At 61.1% G+C, this 18,690-nt stretch carries 17 protein-coding genes; 8 read left to right on the forward strand and 9 right to left on the reverse strand.

Going from position 1 to position 18,690, the window contains the following annotated elements:
* Window positions 1-7: 7 nt before the first annotated feature.
* Window positions 8-223 carry a TIGR02450 family Trp-rich protein gene (locus JFU58_RS14500; protein ID WP_201140995.1) on the reverse strand — a complete coding sequence of 72 codons (216 nt, stop codon included), beginning with the start codon at window positions 221-223 and terminating at the stop codon, window positions 8-10.
* Window positions 220-1,206, reverse strand: coding sequence for an NAD(P)/FAD-dependent oxidoreductase (locus tag JFU58_RS14505; protein ID WP_093201716.1), 987 nt, complete (start codon window positions 1,204-1,206; stop codon window positions 220-222). The genes JFU58_RS14500 and JFU58_RS14505 overlap by 4 nt, the downstream gene beginning before the upstream one ends.
* A gap of 209 nt (window positions 1,207-1,415) precedes the next feature.
* On the opposite strand from JFU58_RS14505, the gene JFU58_RS14510 reads away from it, so the two are divergent.
* Both JFU58_RS14510 and hemH read left to right on the forward strand, forming a co-directional pair.
* Entirely contained in the window at window positions 1,416-2,315 is a 900-nt protein-coding gene (locus JFU58_RS14510; protein WP_201140997.1) for a TIGR01777 family oxidoreductase, read from the forward strand.
* Between the two features lie 14 nt (window positions 2,316-2,329).
* Window positions 2,330-3,355: a ferrochelatase gene (hemH, locus tag JFU58_RS14515; protein ID WP_063033112.1), complete on the forward strand. Its 1,026-nt coding sequence runs from the start codon at window positions 2,330-2,332 to the stop codon at window positions 3,353-3,355.
* A 140-nt stretch (window positions 3,356-3,495) separates the two neighbouring features.
* On the opposite strand, the gene JFU58_RS14520 is transcribed toward hemH, so the two are convergent.
* The 3 genes from JFU58_RS14520 to algW form a co-directional block, all read right to left on the reverse strand.
* Window positions 3,496-4,215 (reverse strand): DUF4198 domain-containing protein, encoded by a 720-nt coding sequence (locus JFU58_RS14520; protein ID WP_093201707.1) that lies wholly within the window; start codon window positions 4,213-4,215, stop codon window positions 3,496-3,498.
* A gap of 12 nt (window positions 4,216-4,227) precedes the next feature.
* The gene (locus JFU58_RS14525) at window positions 4,228-6,339 is read right to left on the reverse strand and encodes a TonB-dependent siderophore receptor (protein ID WP_201140999.1); all 2,112 of its coding nucleotides are present in this window, start codon (window positions 6,337-6,339) and stop codon (window positions 4,228-4,230) included.
* A gap of 108 nt (window positions 6,340-6,447) precedes the next feature.
* Entirely contained in the window at window positions 6,448-7,602 is a 1,155-nt protein-coding gene (gene algW / locus JFU58_RS14530) for a Do family serine endopeptidase AlgW (RefSeq protein WP_063033109.1), read from the reverse strand.
* Between the two features lie 103 nt (window positions 7,603-7,705).
* Between algW and JFU58_RS14535 the strand changes: the two genes are divergently transcribed.
* The 3 genes from JFU58_RS14535 (at window position 7,706) to cysN (ending at window position 11,546) form a co-directional block, all read left to right on the forward strand.
* Window positions 7,706-8,464: a Nif3-like dinuclear metal center hexameric protein gene (locus tag JFU58_RS14535; RefSeq protein WP_063033108.1), complete on the forward strand. Its 759-nt coding sequence runs from the start codon at window positions 7,706-7,708 to the stop codon at window positions 8,462-8,464.
* Between the two features lie 256 nt (window positions 8,465-8,720).
* Window positions 8,721-9,638: a sulfate adenylyltransferase subunit CysD gene (gene cysD, locus JFU58_RS14540; protein WP_063033107.1), complete on the forward strand. Its 918-nt coding sequence runs from the start codon at window positions 8,721-8,723 to the stop codon at window positions 9,636-9,638.
* A gap of 9 nt (window positions 9,639-9,647) precedes the next feature.
* Window positions 9,648-11,546, forward strand: coding sequence for a sulfate adenylyltransferase subunit CysN (gene cysN, locus JFU58_RS14545; protein WP_093201693.1), 1,899 nt, complete (start codon window positions 9,648-9,650; stop codon window positions 11,544-11,546).
* Window positions 11,547-11,729: 183 nt separating this feature from the next.
* Here cysN and JFU58_RS14550 read toward each other — a convergent pair whose 3' ends face one another.
* From JFU58_RS14550 to JFU58_RS14560, 3 genes are read right to left on the reverse strand one after another with little or no spacing between them, the layout of a single operon-like run.
* Entirely contained in the window at window positions 11,730-12,629 is a 900-nt protein-coding gene (locus JFU58_RS14550; protein WP_201141000.1) for an acyltransferase, read from the reverse strand.
* On the reverse strand, window positions 12,630-14,729 hold the full coding sequence (pta, locus tag JFU58_RS14555; protein ID WP_017476010.1) for a phosphate acetyltransferase: 2,100 nt from the start codon (window positions 14,727-14,729) through the stop codon (window positions 12,630-12,632).
* A gap of 60 nt (window positions 14,730-14,789) precedes the next feature.
* Entirely contained in the window at window positions 14,790-15,128 is a 339-nt protein-coding gene (locus JFU58_RS14560; protein WP_003208456.1) for a DUF3565 domain-containing protein, read from the reverse strand.
* Here JFU58_RS14560 and JFU58_RS14565 point away from each other — a divergent pair.
* The 3 genes from JFU58_RS14565 to JFU58_RS14575 all read left to right on the forward strand — a co-directional run bounded on the left by JFU58_RS14565 (window position 15,097) and on the right by JFU58_RS14575 (window position 17,500).
* Window positions 15,097-15,582 (forward strand): FKBP-type peptidyl-prolyl cis-trans isomerase, encoded by a 486-nt coding sequence (locus tag JFU58_RS14565; RefSeq protein ID WP_017476012.1) that lies wholly within the window; start codon window positions 15,097-15,099, stop codon window positions 15,580-15,582. The two genes, JFU58_RS14560 and JFU58_RS14565, sit on opposite strands and share 32 nt — an antisense overlap.
* 135 nt (window positions 15,583-15,717) lie before the next feature.
* Window positions 15,718-16,200 (forward strand): glutathione peroxidase, encoded by a 483-nt coding sequence (locus JFU58_RS14570; RefSeq protein WP_063033103.1) that lies wholly within the window; start codon window positions 15,718-15,720, stop codon window positions 16,198-16,200.
* Window positions 16,201-16,396: 196 nt separating this feature from the next.
* Window positions 16,397-17,500: an NADH:flavin oxidoreductase gene (locus JFU58_RS14575; RefSeq protein ID WP_063033102.1), complete on the forward strand. Its 1,104-nt coding sequence runs from the start codon at window positions 16,397-16,399 to the stop codon at window positions 17,498-17,500.
* On the opposite strand, the gene JFU58_RS14580 is transcribed toward JFU58_RS14575, so the two are convergent.
* The gene (locus tag JFU58_RS14580) at window positions 17,469-18,671 is read right to left on the reverse strand and encodes a glycosyltransferase family 4 protein (protein WP_063033101.1); all 1,203 of its coding nucleotides are present in this window, start codon (window positions 18,669-18,671) and stop codon (window positions 17,469-17,471) included. The genes JFU58_RS14575 and JFU58_RS14580 overlap by 32 nt on opposite strands.
* Between the last annotated feature and the right edge of the window lie 19 nt (window positions 18,672-18,690).

The following is an 18,690-nucleotide window of genomic DNA, read 5'->3' on the forward strand; positions in this document are numbered from 1 at the left end:
GGAATGGCTATTTCCAGCCGATTTTCCAGTCTTCAACGTTTTGCAGGGTTTGCCAGGGCAGGCGCTGAACGCGATGGCTCATCACCGCTTCCAGTTCGATTTCCTGCACATCGCCTTCTTCGTCGCGCAGCAACTGGGTGACCAGGAAATGTTTTTCCTTGTGCTGCGGGCGGGCTGCTGTCCACTTCGACAGCAGCAACTTGGCGGGATTGATGCGGTTCATTGCAGATGCTCGATCAACCGCCGCGCCGCTTCCTGGCCGCTTAGCCAGGCACCTTCCACACGGCCCGACAGGCACCAGTCGCCACACACGTACAAGCCCAGGTCGGCGTCGGCCAGCACGCCAAATTCATGGCTGGTGGACGGCCGTGCATACAGCCAGCGGTGGGCGAGGGTGAAGGATGGCGCCGGCATGGCGCTGTGCAAAAGTTCGGCGAAGGCACCGTGCAGGTGTTCGATCACCGCTTCCTTGGACAGGTCCAGGTGTTGCTTGCTCCAGGTGCTGGTGGCGTGCAGTACCCAAGTGTCGAGGGTGGTGTCGCGCCCAGGTTTGCTGCGGTTGCGGGCCAGCCAGTCCAGAGGGCTGTCTTGCACGAAGCAGCCTTCCATGGGGGTATCCAACGGTTTGTCGAAGGCCAGGGCGATGGCCCAGGTCGGGTCCATCTTCACGCCGGCGGCGGCACTCGCCAATTTGGGCGCGGCGGCCAGCAGGGCGGTGGCTTGGGGCGCCGGGGTGGCAATGATCACGTGGCTGAACGGGCCGTGGTTTTCGCCGTCGGCGTCCAGCAGGTTCCAGTGGTGTTTGCCCTGGAACACTTCGGTGATGCGGCAACCGAACTGCACCGGCAAGTCATCCAGCAGGGCGCGGGTGATCGCACTCATGCGCGGCGTGCCGACCCAGCGGATCTGTTCATCGGGAGAGGGCGTGAGTTGCCCGGACTTGAAGTTGTACAGCTGCGGTTTCCATTGCTCGGCGCACCCCTGGGCTTGCCAGCGTTGTACCTCGTTGACGAAGCGTCGGTCGCGGGCGGTGAAGTACTGCGCGCCCATGTCCAGTGCCCCCGCATCGCTGCGCTTGCTGGACATCCGACCGCCACTGCCGCGGCTTTTATCGAAGAGTTGTACAACGTGCCCCGCGTCTTTTAACGCTCGGGCGGCGGAGAGACCGGCGATGCCGGTGCCAATGATCGCGATGGGAACAGTCATGGGAGGCCTCGTTTTACCGTTGGGTACAGACTACGCCGACACCAATAGCTGTACAATATTGTTTTTTGGTATAAGTTTTGGCGTACCTGATCGTTTGGCGTGACCTATGGTTAACCCTGAGGGTTTAACCACCGTTGCGCCCGATTAAAACATCCCTGTTTATAAAATAGACTAACGGTGGTCGGCGAACGTTACACGAGGAACGACTCATGCACATTTTGCTGACCGGCGGTACGGGTTTGATCGGCCGCCAACTTTGCCAACACTGGCTTGCCCAGGGCCATCGCCTCACGGTCTGGAGCCGCCATCCCGAACAAGTGGCCAAATTGTGTGGTGCCCAAGTGCGCGGCATTGCTCGCCTGCAAGACATAAACGAGCCGGTGGACGCGGTGATCAACCTGGCCGGCGCACCGATTGCCGACCGGCCCTGGACGCATAAACGCAAGGCGCTGCTATGGAGCAGCCGCATCGGCCTGACCGAAACCTTGCTGGCGTGGCTTGAGGGCCTTGAGCAAAAACCGGCGGTGTTGATTTCCGGTTCTGCGGTCGGCTGGTACGGCGACGGCGGCGAGCGTGAGCTGACCGAAGACAGCGGCCCGGTACAAGACGATTTCGGCAGCCAGCTCTCTATTGCCTGGGAAGAAACCGCCCAGCGCGCCGAAGCATTGGGCATCCGCGTCGTGCTGGTACGTACAGGGCTGGTGCTGGCGGCCGAGGGCGGCTTTTTGTCGCGGCTGTTGCTGCCATTCAAACTGGCGCTGGGCGGACCTATCGGCAACGGTCGGCAGTGGATGCCATGGGTCCATATAAAGGATCAAATCGCCCTGATTGATTTTCTTCTGCACAAGACCGATGCCCGCGGTCCTTATAATGCCTGCGCGCCACACCCGGTACGCAACCTGGAGTTCGCCAAGACCCTGGGCAAGGTGCTGCACCGCCCGGCGTTCATGCCCATGCCGGCGTTTGCCTTGCGCATCGGCCTGGGCGAGTTGTCCGGTTTGTTGCTGGGCGGCCAGCGGGCGTTGCCGCAGCGGCTGTTGGCCGCTGGGTTCATTTTCCAGTTCACTGAGTTGCACGCGGCCCTGGACGACTTGTCCAGCCGCCTCTAGAGATAGGATGTTGCATGACGGATCACGCGTTGTTACTGGTCAACCTGGGTTCACCGGCGTCCACTTCGGTGGCGGATGTGCGCAGCTACCTTAATCAATTCCTGATGGACCCTTACGTCATTGACCTGCCATGGCCGGTTCGGCGCTTGCTGGTGTCGCTGATCCTGATCAAGCGCCCGGAGCAATCGGCCCATGCCTACGCCTCGATCTGGTGGGACGAAGGCTCGCCGCTGGTCGTCCTCAGCCGCCGCCTGCAACAACAGATGACCGCGCAATGGACCCAAGGCCCGGTGGAACTGGCAATGCGTTATGGCGAGCCGTCGATTGAAAGCGTACTGACGCGGCTGGCGTCCCAGGGCATCAAGAAAGTCACCCTGGCGCCGTTGTACCCGCAATTTGCAGACAGCACCGTGACCACGGTGATCGAAGAAGCCCGACGCGTGGTGCGGGACAAAAAGTTGGCGATCGAGTTTTCGATTCTGCAGCCGTTCTACGATGAACCGGAGTACCTCGACGCCTTGGCCAACAGCGCCAGAGCTTATGTGGAACAGGATTTCGATCACCTCCTGCTGAGCTTTCATGGGTTGCCCGAGCGCCACCTGAAAAAGCTCGACCCTACCGGGCAACACTGTTTCAAGGACGCCAACTGCTGCCAGAACGCCTCACCCGAGGTGCTTGCCACGTGCTATCGCGCGCAGTGCTTCAGTGTTGCGCGGGACTTCGCGGAGCGCCTTGGCTTGCCGGAGGGCAAATGGTCGGTGGCGTTCCAGTCGCGGTTGGGCCGGGCCAAGTGGATCGAACCCTACACCGAGGCACGCCTTGAGGCGTTGGCTCAGCAAGGGGTGAAGAAGTTGCTGGTGATGTGCCCGGCGTTTGTCGCGGACTGCATCGAGACACTGGAGGAAATTGGCGATCGCGGCCTGGAACAATTCCGCGAAGCGGGGGGCGAGGAGCTGGTGTTGGTGCCTTGCCTGAACGATGACCCACAGTGGGCGGTGGCGCTCAATACCCTGTGTGAAAGAGCGCCGGTGGCACTGTAATCAAGCCGAGTGAGGCCTGAATGTGGGAGCGGGCTTGCCCGCGAATACGGTGGGTCAGTTAATGAAGATAGCGACTGATACACCGCCTTCGCGAGCAAGCCCGCTCCCTCATTGACTGTGCCCACTCTGAATTTTCGGTGTTACTCGTGATGCGGCTCGCCCAGGAAGGTCAGGGAACTGAACAGTCCGCGAGTCGCTACATCAGCATTGTCTTTAAGCGGGATCTCCACCTGCGCCGCAATCACATTCAATCCTTCATTCCTTACCAGCACCTGGGCGCGGCCGTCTTTATCGGTCTCGGTGCTCAAGGTGCTCGGTGCATTGCGATAATCCCCCACCAGCTTGACCCCAGCCGCCGGCTTGCCATCCAGCAGCACCCGTACGGGCAGTGATTTGCCCGGTCCTACGGTCAGCGGATCAACTTCTGGCAAGATCAGTAGCTTGAGCTGGTCCAGCTTCGGCAACGTTGCTCCCGGCTGGTAGATCGCCAGGCCGTACTTGAAGGTATGGGTCGACTCAATCGCCCCCGGCACTTTACTGCGGCCCTCGTTGACCCACTTCTTTTCAGCCGTCTGCGACCACATGCCGTTATCCAGGGCGACCGCCAATACAGCCGGCGATTTGAGAGGCTTCAGGCGCGCGTGATCGGACAGCCGTTCCACGGTCACCGGAATCATTTTGCCGCTGGCGTCATAGGCCCAGGCGCCGCTGATTTTCTGGGCCTTGAACACGTTGTCTTCGGCGCCGTGGCCGTAGATCACTTCGATATTGCCGCGCCGTTGTTCGGTCCACAGCCCGTGGGCCGAGACTTGGGTGGCAAACAGCAGGCCTAACACGGCCAGGGATTTGAAGACTTGCATGGAGACGTCCTTTTACAGGTTGAGGGTCAGGCTGACGGTGAAATTGCGCGGCTCGCCGGGATTGACCCAGTAATTGCTGTAGGAGCGCTCGTAGTACTTTTCGTCGAACAGGTTGTTGAGGTTCAGGCCCACGGTGACGTTGTCGCTGGCCTTGTAGTGGGCCAGCAGGTCGACGGTGTGGTAGGCCGGCAATTCAAAGCTTTTGCCAGCTTCGCCTGAGCGGTCGCCGACGTAGGTAAAGGCCGCGCCGAGGTCGGAGCCACGCAACAGGCCGTCCTGGAATTCATACACCCCGAGTAAACTGCCGCTTCGTTTGGCCACGCCGAGAATCCGGCTGCCCGCAGGGATGTCTTTGTCGCCTTTAGTCACTTCGGCGTCGATGTAGGCAAAGGCGCCGATCACCCGTACGGCGTCTGTCACCTGGCCGGTCAGTTGCAGGTCAAAACCCTGGCTGCGGGCCTTGCCCATGGCCCGCTGGGTGTCGGTGGCCGGGTCCAGGGCCAAGACATTTTCTTTCTCGATATGGAAGGCGGCGAGGGTGGTGCTCAGGCGGTCGTCGAACAGTTCGCTCTTGATCCCGATTTCATAACCCACGCCTTCCTCCGGCTTGAAGGATTTGCCGCCGGCGTCCAGGCCATTGTTGGGTTTGAACGAGGTGGAGGCATTGGCGAACAGGCCCACTTCAGGCGTCAGTTGGTAGAGCAGGCCGGCGCGTTGGGTTAGGGCATCGTGGGTCTGCCGGCTTTTGGCGTGGTTGCGGGCGAAGTCGTCGGTGTGCTGCTCGAAGTGTTCGAAGCGCGCGCCGATCATCCCGCGCAGCCGGTCGGTGAAGATGATCTGATCCTGCAGGTTCAGCGCCTGGCTTTTCACCTGTTCGAAAAAGTCGGTGCCCGAGCGCTTGCCATTGGGCTTTGGCTGGCCGTAGACCGGGTTGTAGATGTCGATGGCGTAGTCGCCGCCAGCAATCGCGGTGACTCGTTCTTTCTTGCGGTAGTCCTCGTATTCGGTACCCATCAGCAACTCGTGCTGCCAGTTGCCGATGTCGAACCGGCCACGTAGCTCGAGTTGGGTGATGCTGTCGTGCCAACCGGTGGAGCGTTCGCGGTAGCGACGCTTGAGGGTGTGGCCGTCGGCATCCAGTGGGCGGTTTTCCGAGGCATCGCCCCACAGGCTGCCCTGCTTGTAGTGGCTGCCCAGGCGCAGTTGCCAGACATCGTTGAGGTGGTGTTCGAGGGTGGCTTGCAGGCGGTTATTGTGGTTACGGATATCGCCGTCGTTGGGCTCGCCGAGGAAGGTCGAGCGGGAAACGCCGCTCCAGCGATTGTTCGGCGCGACGATGCCACGGTCGAAGGTGGAGCGGTGGCGCACGAATTCACTTTCCACCAGCAGGTGTGTGTCCGGGTCCAGTTGCCAACTGATGGAGGGTGCGACAAAGACCCGTTTGGCCTCCACGTGGTCGCGGAAGCTGTGGTTGTCTTCCACCGCCAGGTTGACCCGTGACAACACGTTACCCTCGCTGTCGAGCGGCGTGTTCACGTCCAGCGCGGTGCGATAGCGGTCCCAACTGCCGGCACTGGTCTGCACGGTGGTGAAGGCTTCGGGCTGCGGCTTCTTGCTGACGATATTCACCGTGCCGCCCGGGTCGCCACGGCCATACAGGCTGGCGGCGGGGCCCTTGAGCACTTCGATGCGCTCGATATTGGCCGCATCCGGCGTGCTTGGGTAACCGCGGTTGGCACTGAAGCCGTCCACGTAAAACTCAGAGGTGGTGAAGCCGCGGACGCTGTATTCGTAGAGCGTCAGGCCGCCGAAGTTGTTTTGTCTGGATACGCCGCCGGCAAATTCCAGGGCGCGCTCGACGTTGGTACTGCCCAGGTCCTTGAGCACCGAGGCAGGAATCACGCTGATGGATTGTGGGATGTCTCGCAGGGCGGTGTCGGTTTTGGTTGCGCTGGCGGAGCGGGTGGCGCGATAGCCTTTGATGGGGCCAGTGGCGGATTCATACGCCTCACCGGTGATGCGGGTAGCCTCCAGTTCTAAGGTGGCAGTGTCTTCGGCGTAGACCGGGTCCACCAGCAAACCCAGGGCGATTCCCGCCAGTGGGGCAAATCTTCGAGACGGCATGATAGAGCGTTCCAATAGCGATATTGAAACAATATAACATCTCTATTGCGGGTAATTTTCTTCTGAAACATTAGGTAACAGGAGCCCTGAAGCGGGCTCCTTCAGAGGTTATTCCTCTTCTTTCACCGGCGCCGGCGGCGGACGCAGGCCGATTTCTGCCGACAGCTTGATTTCCTTGCCATTGCGCATCACCTGGATCGCCACCTTGTCGGTCGGCTTGATCCGCGCCACCTGGTTCATCGACTTGCGGCCATCACCGGCCGGTTCGCCGTCGATGCTGAGGATCACATCCCCCAGTTGCAGGCCGGCTTTCTGCGCCGGGCCGTCGCGGAAGATCCCGGCGACCACGATGCCTGGGCGCCCGGTCAGGCCGAACGACTCGGCCAGTTCCTTGGTCAGCGGTTGTACTTCAATCCCCAGCCAGCCACGAATCACTTGGCCATGCTCGATGATCGACTTCATCACTTCCGTGGCGAGTTTGACCGGGATGGCGAAGCCGATGCCCTGGGAGCCACCGGACTTGGAGAAGATCGCGGTGTTGATGCCGGTCAGGTTGCCGTTGGCATCCACCAGCGCGCCGCCGGAGTTGCCCGGGTTGATCGCCGCGTCGGTCTGGATAAAGTCTTCGTAGCTGTTGAGGCCCAACTGGTTACGCCCGGTGGCGCTGATGATGCCCATGGTCACGGTCTGGCCCACACCGAACGGGTTGCCGATGGCCAGCGCCACGTCACCTACGCGCAAGCCTTCGGAGCGGCCGATGGTGATCGAGGGCAGGCTTTTCAGATCAATCTTCAACACCGCAAGGTCGGTTTCCGGGTCGCTGCCGACTACGCGGGCCAGGGTTTCCCGGCCATCACGCAGGGCCACCACAATCTGGTCGGCGCCGGTGGTCACGTGGTTGTTGGTCAGGATGTAGCCTTCCGGGCTCATGATCACGCCGGAGCCGAGGCTGGATTCCATGCGTCGCTGCTTGGGCGAGTTGTCGCCGAAAAAGCGCCGGAACTGCGGGTCTTCAAACAGCGGATGCGCCGGTTTGTTGATGACCTTGGTGGTGTACAGGTTCACCACGGCGGGCGCGGCGATCACCACCGCGTCGGCGTAAGTCACCGGGCCTTGCACCACCGCGCTGGTTTGCGGTGCCTGTTGCAGGTTGACATCGAGCGTCGGCAGGCCGACCAGTTGTGGATAACGCTGAATAATCAGCATCGCGATCAGCACGCCAGCCAACAATGGCCATCCAAAAAAACGCAGTGCCTTGAGCATTAAGAAAAATCCTGACGGGTTGCAGGGGGCGGGAGAGCGCCCATAATGTCGCGCATTATACGAGGCCGTGAGCGCCTCTGAACGGGATATTTAGGAGTCTTTTATGGCCGTCGCCCTGAGCACCTTAGTCGAGGAAGCGGACCGCTACCTTAATAGTGCAAAAATCGCCGATTACTGCCCCAACGGCCTGCAAGTCGAGGGCCGGCCGCAGGTGCTGCGCATCGTCAGTGGCGTGACTGCCAGCCAGGCATTGCTGGACGCGGCGGTCGAAGCCCAGGCCGACCTGGTGCTGGTGCACCACGGTTACTTCTGGAAAGGTGAAAGCCCGTGCATCACCGGCATGAAGCAGCGTCGCCTGAAAACCCTGCTCAAGCACGATATCAGCCTGCTGGCCTACCACTTGCCCCTGGACCTGCACCCGGAAGTCGGCAACAACGTGCAACTGGCCCGGCAACTGGACATCACCGTCGAAGGTCCACTGGACCCGGACAACCTCAAGATCGTCGGCCTGGTGGGCTCCCTTGCCGAACCGGTGTCGCCCCGTGACTTCGCCCGCCGCGTGCAGGAAGCCATGGGGCGTGAGCCGCTGCTGATCGAAGGCAGCGAGATGATCCGCCGCGTGGGCTGGTGCACCGGTGGCGGCCAGGGCTATATCGACCAGGCGGTGTTGGCCGGGGTCGACCTGTACCTGAGCGGCGAAGCTTCGGAGCAGACCTTCCACAGCGCCCGGGAAAACGACATCAGCTTCATAGCGGCCGGGCATCACGCCACCGAACGGTATGGTGTACAGGCGTTGGGTGATTACCTGGCGCGACGCTTCGCCCTCGAACACCTCTTCATCGATTGCCCAAACCCGATCTGACGAACACCACCGGACACATGTGGGAGCGGGCTTGCTCGCGAATGCGGTGCATCAGTCGCCATATGCATTGACTGACACACCGCATTCGCGAGCAAGCCCGCTCCCACATTTGATCGAGTTGAGCCAAACCGGGCGGTATATTGATATACCGTTTCGATCTAGCCAGCTCCCTCAATAGAATCAGGTGCTGTGCTAGCATGCCCCGCTCGAACACGGCCCGCTGGCCGTCCATAAGATCGTTTTTCCGTGAGTAGCCATGGTCGACAAACTGACGCATCTGAAACAGCTGGAGGCGGAAAGCATCCACATCATCCGCGAGGTCGCCGCCGAGTTCGATAACCCGGTGATGCTCTACTCGATCGGTAAAGACTCCGCCGTGATGCTGCACCTGGCACGCAAGGCATTTTTCCCGGGCAAGCTGCCGTTTCCGGTGATGCACGTCGATACCCGCTGGAAATTCCAGGAGATGTACAAGTTCCGCGACAAGATGGTCGAGGAACTGGGCCTGGACCTGATCACTCACGTCAACCCGGACGGTGTGGCGCAGGGCATCAACCCGTTCACCCATGGCAGCGCCAAGCACACCGACATCATGAAGACCGAGGGCCTGAAACAGGCGCTCGACAAATATGGTTTCGACGCTGCATTCGGCGGTGCCCGTCGCGATGAAGAGAAATCCCGTGCCAAAGAGCGCGTGTACTCGTTCCGCGACAGCAAGCACCGCTGGGACCCGAAAAACCAGCGCCCGGAGCTGTGGAACGTCTACAACGGCAACGTCAACAAGGGCGAGTCGATCCGCGTGTTCCCGCTGTCCAACTGGACCGAGCTGGATATCTGGCAGTACATCTACCTGGAAGGCATCCCGATCGTGCCGCTGTACTTCGCCGCCGAACGCGAAGTGATCGAGAAAAACGGCACGTTGATCATGATCGACGACGACCGCATCCTCGAGCACCTGTCTGACGAAGACAAAGCCCGAATCGTCAAAAAGAAAGTACGTTTCCGTACCCTTGGCTGCTACCCGTTGACGGGCGCGGTGGAGTCCGAAGCCGAGACGCTGACGGACATCATTCAGGAAATGCTCCTGACGCGAACTTCCGAGCGCCAGGGCCGTGTCATCGACCACGATGGTGCAGGCTCGATGGAAGATAAAAAACGTCAAGGCTATTTCTAAGGGGCTGTCATGTCGCATCAATCTGATTTGATCAGCGAGGACATCCTCGCCTACCTGGGCCAGCACGAGCGCAAGGAAATGTTGCGCTTCCTGACCTGTGGCAACGTCGACGACGGCAAGAGCACCCTGATCGGGCGCCTGCTGCACGACTCCAAGATGATCTACGAAGATCACCTGGAAGCCATCACCCGCGATTCGAAGAAGTCCGGCACCACCGGTGACGACATCGACCTGGCCTTGCTGGTCGACGGCCTGCAGGCCGAGCGTGAGCAGGGCATCACCATCGACGTTGCCTACCGCTACTTCTCCACCGCCAAGCGCAAATTCATCATTGCCGACACCCCCGGCCATGAGCAGTACACCCGCAACATGGCCACCGGTGCCTCCACCTGTGACCTGGCGATCATCCTGATCGACGCCCGCTACGGCGTGCAGACCCAGACCCGTCGTCACAGCTTTATCGCCTCGTTGCTGGGGATCAAACACATCGTGGTGGCCGTCAACAAGATGGACATCAACGGCTTTGACCAAAGCGTATTCGAGTCGATCAAGGCCGATTACCTGAAGTTCGCCGACGGTATCGCGTTTAAGCCGAGCACCTTGGCCTTCGTGCCGATGTCGGCGCTCAAGGGCGACAACGTGGTGAACAAGAGCGAGCGTTCGCCCTGGTACACCGGCCAGTCGCTGATGGAGATTCTCGAAACCGTCGAGATCGCCAACGACCGCAACTACACCGACCTGCGTTTCCCGGTGCAGTACGTCAACCGTCCGAACCTGAATTTCCGTGGTTTCGCCGGCACCCTGGCCAGTGGCATCGTGCACAAGGGTGACGAAGTCGTGGTGCTGCCGTCGGGCAAGAGCAGCCGCGTCAAATCCATCGTCACCTTTGAAGGTGAACTGGAAAACGCCGGCCCAGGCCAGGCCGTGACCCTGACCATGGAAGACGAGATCGACATCTCCCGTGGCGACCTGCTGGTACACGCCGACAACGTGCCGCAAGTGACCGACGCCTTCGACGCCATGCTGGTGTGGATGGCTGAAGAGCCGATGCTGCCGGGCAAGAAATACGACATCAAGCGCGCCACCAGCTACGTGCCGGGTTCCATCACCAGCATCGTGCATCGCGTTGATGTGAACACCCTGGAAGAAGGCCCGGCGAGCGCCTTGCAGTTGAACGAAATCGGCCGGGTCAAGGTCAGCCTCGACACGGTCATCGCCCTGGACGGTTACGCGAGCAACCGCACCACCGGGTCGTTTATCGTCATCGATCGTTTGACCAACGGCACCGTGGCCGCAGGCATGATCATCGCGCCGCCGGTAACTCACGGCAGTGCGGCGCAGCATGGCAAGTTGGCTCACGTGGCCACCGAGGAGCGCGCCCAGCGCTTCGGCCAGCAACCGGCGACCGTGCTGTTCAGCGGCTTATCCGGCGCCGGCAAAAGCACCCTGGCCTACGCGGTTGAGCGCAAGCTGTTCGACATGGGCCGTGCGGTGTTTGTGCTGGACGGCCAGAACCTGCGCCATGACCTGAACAAGGGCCTGCCCCAGGACCGTGCCGGGCGTACCGAGAACTGGCGCCGCGCCGCGCATGTGGCGCGTCAGTTCAACGAAGCGGGCTTGCTGACCCTGGCGGCGTTTGTTGCCCCGGATGCCGAAGGGCGTGAACAGGCCAAGGCGCTGATCGGCGCTGATCGTTTGCTGACCGTCTACGTACAGGCTTCGCCGCTGGTGTGTGCCGAGCGAGATCCGCAAGGCCTGTACGCGGCGGGCGGGGATAACATCCCGGGTGAGTCGTTCCCGTATGACGTGCCGTTGAACGCCGACCTGGTGATCGACACCCAGGCACTGTCGCTGGAGGACAGCGTCAAGCAAGTGCTGGAACTGCTGCGCCAGCGCGGCGCGATCTAAGCGTCACGCGCACAAAAAAGCCCGCCATGTTGGCGGGCTTTTTTATGGAATCTTGAAAACAACTCGGTCAACTGTGGGAGCTGACTTGCCTGCGATCGCGGTCTTTCAGTGCATGCAGTTTTAGCTGACCCGCCGCTATCGCAGGCAAGCCAGCTCCCACATTAAATTGCATCCACATGTTGATCAGCGACGGGCTGGGAAGTCTTTGTGAAGCTCTTCGAGCAGCACATCCTTCTCTTCCCACAACCGGTTGATCCAGCCTTGGAACGCCAACCGATACTCCCCATCCTGCTCATAATTCTTGCCGATAAACTCGGCCGGAATCTGCACCTCTTCAAACTGCACGACCACGTCCTTCACATTTCCGCACAGCAAATCCCAATAACCGGGGCGCCCATCAGGATAGTGAATGGTCACGTTCACCAGCGATTTCAGCTGTTCACCCATGGCATCCAGCACAAACGCGATACCACCGGCCTTGGGCTTGAGCAGGTAGCGAAACGGTGACTTCTGCTGCGCATGCTTGCCGGGGGTAAACCGTGTGCCTTCGGCAAAGTTGAAAATACCCACCGGGTTGTGGCGAAACTTCGCACAAGTCTTGCGGGTGGTTTCCAGGTCTTTGCCTTTCTTCTCCGGGTGTTTTTCCAGGTACGCCTTGGTGTAGCGCTTCATGAACGGGAAGCCCAGTGTCCACCACGCCAAACCAATAACCGGGACCCAGATCAGCTCTTGCTTGAGGAAGAACTTCAGCGGGCGAATACGCCGGTTGAGCACGTATTGCAGCACCATGATATCGACCCAGCTCTGGTGGTTACTGGTCACCAGGTACGAGTGCTCATAGTCGAGGCCTTCCAGGCCCTTCAGGTGCCAGCGGGTGCGACATACCAGGTTCATCCAGGCCTTGTTGTTGCTGATCCAGGCCTCGTGGGTCTGGTTCATCAGCCATTCACTGAAGCGCTTGGCAAACGGCAACGCCTTGAACAGCGCTACGATAAACAGGAACGAGCACAGCAGGATCGTGTTCAACGCCAGCAACAGCGAGGCGATCACCCCGCGCACGGCAGCAGGTAGAAAATCCAGCATTTAGACATCCATAGGTCGGTTGGCGGCTTGAATCGCGGTCAATGCGATGGTGTACACGATATCGTCCACCTGCGCCCCACGGGGCAGGTCGTTCACCGGTTTGCGCAGGCCTTGCAGCATCGGCCCCAGGCTCACGCAATCGGCACTGCGCTGCACGGCCTTGTGGGTGGTGTTGCCGGTGTTCAGGTCGGGGAACACGAACACCGTGGCCTTGCCCGCCACCAGGCTGTTGGGCGCCAGTTGCCGGGCCACGGTTTCGTTGGCGGCGGCGTCGTACTGCAACGGGCCGTCGATCAGCAGTGAGCTTTGGGCTTCGTGGGCCAGCAGGGTGGCTTCGCGGACTTTCTCGACTTCTTCGCCCGTGGCGGAATCACCGCTGGAATAACTGATCATCGCCACCCGTGGCGTGATGCCGAACGCGGCGGCCGAGTCGGCGCTTTGCAGGGCGATTTCCGCCAGTTCGGCGGCGCTTGGGTGCGGGTTCATCACACAGTCGCCGTACACCAGCACCTGCTCCGGGAACAGCATGAAGAACACCGACGAGACCAAGGTGCAGCCCGGCGCAGTCTTGATCAACTGGAGGGCCGGGCGAATGGTGTTGGCGGTGGAATGGATGACACCGGAGACCAGGCCGTCGACTTCATCCAGGGCGAGCATCATGGTGGCGATCACCACCGTGTCTTCCAGCTGCTGCTCGGCCATCGGTGCGTTGAGGCTTTTGGTTTTGCGCAGTGCCACCATCGGCTCCACGTAGCGCTGGCGAATCAGGTCGGGGTCGAGAATCTCCAGGCCTTCGGGCAGCTCGATGCCATGGGCGCGGGCCACCGCTTCCACGTCCGCCGGCTTGGCCAGCAATACGCAACGGGCAATGCCCCGTGCCTGGCAGATGGCGGCGGCCTGCACGGTCAGCGGCTCGCTGCCTTCGGGCAATACGATGCGCTTGTTGGCGGCCTGGGCGCGCTGGATCAGTTGATAGCGGAACACCGCCGGCGACAGGCGCATCTCCCGCGGCGTGCCGCAGCGTTGGTGCAGCCAGCGTGCGTCGAGGTGGCTGGCGACGAAATCGGTGATGATCTCCGCACGTTCGCGGTCATCAATCGGGATTTCCTTGTTCAGGCTGTTGAGCTGGTTGGCGGTGTCGTAGGAGCCAGTGCTCACCGACAACACCGGCAGCCCGGCCTGGAACGCGCCCCGGCACAGGTCCATGATCCGTGGGTCGGGCAGGGTGTCGCTGGTCAGCAACAGGCCGGCCAGCGGCACGCCGTTGATGGCGGCCAGGCTGACGGCGAGGATGATGTCGTCGCGGTCGCCGGGGGTCACTACCAGCACGCCGGGCTTGAGCAGCTCCACGGTGTTACGCATGGTGCGGGCGCAGATGATGATTTTGGTCATGCGCCGGGTTTCGTAGTCACCGGCGTTGAGGATCTGCGCGCCCATCAGGTCGGCCACGTCGCGGGTGCGCGGGGCGTTGAGTTCCGGCTGGTACGGGATGCAGCCCAGCAGGCGGAAATCGCCGCTGCGCAACAACGGCGAATGCTCTTTGAGCCGCGCCGAGAAGGCTTCCATGCTTTCGTCGGTGCGCACCTTGTTGAGGATCACGCCCAACACCTTTGGATCTTTCGGGCCGCCGAACAACTGGGCCTGCAATTCCACGCGACCGGAGAGTTCGGTGAGCACTTCGTTTTCCGGGGCCGAGACCAAGATCACTTCGGCGTCCAGGCTCTTGGCCAGGTGCAAGTTGACCCGGGCCGCATAGCTGGCGCTGCGGGTCGGCACCATGCCTTCGACAATCAGCACGTCCTTGCCCACGGCGGCTTGCTGGTAAAGGGTGATGATTTCTTCCAGCAGCTCATCCAGCTGACCGTCGCCGAGCATCCGCTCCACGTGGGCCAGGCCCAAGGGTTGGGGCGGTTTCAGGCCGTGGGTACGGGCCACCAGTTCGGTGGAGCGCTCGGGGCCGGTGTCGCCGGGGTGCGGCTGGGCAATCGGTTTGAAGAAGCCGACTTTCAGCCCGGCCCGTTCAAGGGTACGCACCAGCCCAAGGCTGATGGAGGTCAGACCCACACCAAAATCGGTGGGCGCGATAAAAAAAGTCTGCATGCGAATTCTCTGGAGGTGCATGGCTTCGGTGGCGGCCTATGGCTGGCTGTCTACCGGGAATCAGGTGCCAAGGTTATCTTTATCTGAGCCTTGCGCACACCAGCCGCACGTAAAGGGCTTGTCTATTTTTTCAAGGCGTTGCGCCGGGTCTGTGACCCAGGCCCGGGATTGCCAGGGCGGCTGGTGGCGCAGGTGCTGGGTGTGACCACAGGAAAGCTCGACGACCCAATGCCGGTCTTCGTCCTGGTGAAATCCGACGACCGTCGGGTCAGTTGTTCGACCCCGTCCGTCCGGGTTGTGTTCGCTTTCAGGCAAATCCTTGTTTAGACTTGTCCGTTCTTCATTCTTCTGCAAAAGGTCTCGCCCCATGCCGATCGCCGCCAATAAGGCTGTCTCCATTGACTATACCCTGACCAACGACGCTGGTGAGGTCATCGACAGTTCTGCCGGCGGCGCGCCGCTGGTCTACCTGCAAGGTGCAGGTAACATCATCCCGGGCCTGGAAAAGGCCCTGGAAGGCAAAGAGGTCGGTGACGAACTGACCGTTGCCGTGGAACCTGAAGATGCCTACGGCGAATACTCTGCCGAACTGGTCAGCACCCTGAGCCGCAGCATGTTCGAAGGTGTCGACGAGCTGGAAGTGGGCATGCAGTTCCACGCTTCCGCTCCGGACGGCCAGATGCAGATCGTCACCATCCGTGACCTGGACGGCGACGACGTGACCGTCGACGGCAACCACCCGCTGGCTGGCCAGCGCCTGAACTTCCAGGTGAAGATCGTCGCTATCCGTGACGCTTCCCAGGAAGAAGTGGCCCACGGCCACGTGCACGGCGAAGGTGGTCACCACCATTAATTGATTGAGCGACGCTCTGTCAGTTGGAAAAAGGCGCCTTCGGGCGCCTTTTTCATTTGGCGGCTATTCTTGCCGACTTGGCGGCTGTAATCTCGAGTGGCCGTTACAAAGAACATGGGATATCTGGAGTTCGTCATGAGTGCTTTCCACGACCTTAAACTCAAAGCCCTGGATGGTCAGGAGCTGCCTCTGGCGCCCTTCAAGGGGCAAGTCGTGCTGGTGGTCAACGTCGCCTCCAAATGTGGTTTGACACCACAGTACGCCGCGCTGGAAAACCTCTATCAGCAATACAAAAGCCAGGGTTTCACCGTACTCGGGCTGCCGTGCAATCAATTTGCCGGGCAGGAACCGGGCACTGAAGAAGAAATCCAGGAATTTTGCAGCCTCAATTACGGCGTGACCTTTCCCTTGGGCAGCAAACTTGAGGTGAACGGCCACGATCGCCACCAGCTGTATCGATTGCTGGCGGGCGAGGGCGCCGAGTTTCCCGGGGACATCACCTGGAACTTCGAAAAATTCCTGCTGGGTAAAGACGGCCGAGTTTTGGCGCGTTTTTCGCCGCGTACACCGCCGGATGATCCCACCATCGTGCAGGCGATTGAAAAAGCATTGAGCTGATACTTTCAGCATTGCCGAGTGAGCTTCCGTGGCAAGGGAGCTTGCTGTGGCGAGGGAGCTTGCTCCCGCTGGGCTGCGCAGCAGCCCCATGCCCTCCCGCTTTTACCCCTTAATCACCCCAATCAATAGTGCTATCCAGCACGCTGCGCACTCAATATTATCCACATCATAAATTCCTTTCTGATGGAGTGCTCCCATGCCTGTCCAAGCCTTGTTCAAACCGTTCCAGCTCGGCGCACTGCAACTGCCGACCCGCGTAGTGATGGCGCCGATGACCCGTTCGTTCTCCCCGGGCGGTGTGCCTAACGCCAAAGTGATCGAGTACTATCGCCGCCGCGCCGCTGCCGGCGTCGGCTTGATCATCACCGAAGGCACCGTGGTCGGTCATCCGGCGTCCAACGGCTACCCGAACGTCCCGCATTTCTACGGTGAGGCCGCCCTGGCCGGCTGGAAGAAAGTGGTCGACGCGGTACACGCCGAAGGCGGCAAGATCGTCCCGCAACTGTGGCATGTGGGCAGCGTACGACGCATCGGCACCGAGCCGGATGCCAGCGTGCCAGCCTATGGTCCGACTGAAAAACTCAAGGACGGCAACGTCGTCGTCCACGGCATGACCGTGCAAGACATCAAGGACGTGATCGCTGCGTTCGCCCAAGCCGCCAAGGATGCACAAAGCATCGGCATGGATGGCGTGGAAATCCACGGCGCCCACGGTTACCTGGTGGACCAGTTCTTCTGGGAAGGCACCAACCAGCGCACCGACGAATACGGCGGCAGCCTGGCCAACCGTTCGCGTTTCGCCATCGAATTGATCCAGGCCATCCGCGCCGCCGTGGGCCCGGACTTCCCGATCATCTTGCGTTTCTCCCAGTGGAAGCAGCAGGATTACACCGCGCGCCTGGTGCAAACCCCGGAAGCGCTGGCTGAGTTCCTCAAGCCGCTGTCTGACGCCGGCGTGGATATTTTCCACTGTTCCACCCGCCGTTTCTGGGAGCCGGAATTCGAAGGCTCCGAGCTGAACCTGGCGGGCTGGACCCGCAAGCTCACCGGCAAGCCAACCATCACCGTGGGCAGCGTCGGCCTGGACGGCGAATTCCTGCAGTTCATGGTCAACACCGACAAGGTGGCGCAACCCGCCAGCCTGGAAAATCTGCTGGAGCGTCTGAACAACGACGAGTTTGATCTGGTCGCTGTCGGCCGCGCACTGCTGGTGGATCCGGATTGGGCGCTGAAGGTCCGCGAAGGACGTGAAGGCGATATCCTGCCGTTCAGTCGTGAGGCGTTGACGACGTTGGTGTAAGGGGCGACAGGACGGGCACTGGTTGCTCGTCCTCGCATACCCCGCGTAACTGCCGCTCAAACTGCTCGATAATCGCCGGCCAACCCTGACGGCTGGCGTGTTGCCGGGCATTGAGCCGCACCCGCCTTAGACTTTCCCGCTCTTCCAGCAGCCAATTGGCCGCATCGCAAAACGCCTCCTCATCCCCCGGCATCGCCAGCACGCCACTGTAGCCGTGGCGAATGTGCTGGGTCGCGGCCGCCTGGTCGTACGCCACTACACCCAACCCTGAAGCCATGGCTTCCAGCACCACGTTGCCGAAGGTTTCAGTGAGGCTGGGGAACAGGAACAGATCCCCGGATGCGTAATGCCTGGCCAACTCTTCGCCGCGCAGGGTGCCGCAGAAAATCGCCTCCGGCAGTTCCTTTTCCAGCATCGCCCGTTGTGGGCCGTCGCCGACGATGATCAGTTTCATCTGGCGCAGTGGATAGGTGTCCTGCAGCGTTTCAAAGCAGCGCTTGAGCAGCCCGAGGTTTTTCTCTTGGGCCAGGCGGCCCACGTGCAGCACCGCGATCTGGTCACTGTTCAATGCCCAGCTTTCACGCAGCGCATTGTCGCGCTTGGCCGGATGAAACAGCTGGCTGTCGACACCGCGGGCGAGCATGCCCAGGCGCTCGAAATGGCGGCGCTCCAGCTCCAGGCGCTGGCTGGCGCTGGGCACCAGGGTCAAGGTCGAGCGGTTATGGAACCAGCGCAGATAGTGGGTCAGCATCCGGCTCAACATACCCAGGCCGTACTGGTTGGAGTACTGCTGGAAATTGGTATGGAAGCCACTCACCACGCTGATCCCCAGGCGCCGTGCCGCACGTAACGCCGACAAGCCCAGCGGCCCTTCAGTGGCGATATACAGCACATCCGGGCGCTGGCGGGTCCAACGGCGCAGCAATTTGTGCATCGACGACTGGCCCCATTGCAGCCCCGGATAACCCGGCAAAGGCCAGCCGCGGCAAAGCATCAGGCCATCGTCACTGGGCCGGCTCTGGTCGCTGCCCTGGCGTGGGCGAACCAGTTCGACTTGATGCCCGCGCGCGCGCAAACCGTCACACAGGCGGCCAAGGGTATTGGCCACCCCGTTGATCTCTGGCGGGAAGGTTTCGGTGATCAGGGTGATGTGGAGCGAAGCTGTCGTCATGACCCACAGTGTCGGCGTG

It is taken from the genome of Pseudomonas sp. TH34 (genome assembly GCF_016650865.1).
Lineage (GTDB): Bacteria > Pseudomonadota > Gammaproteobacteria > Pseudomonadales > Pseudomonadaceae > Aquipseudomonas > Aquipseudomonas yamanorum.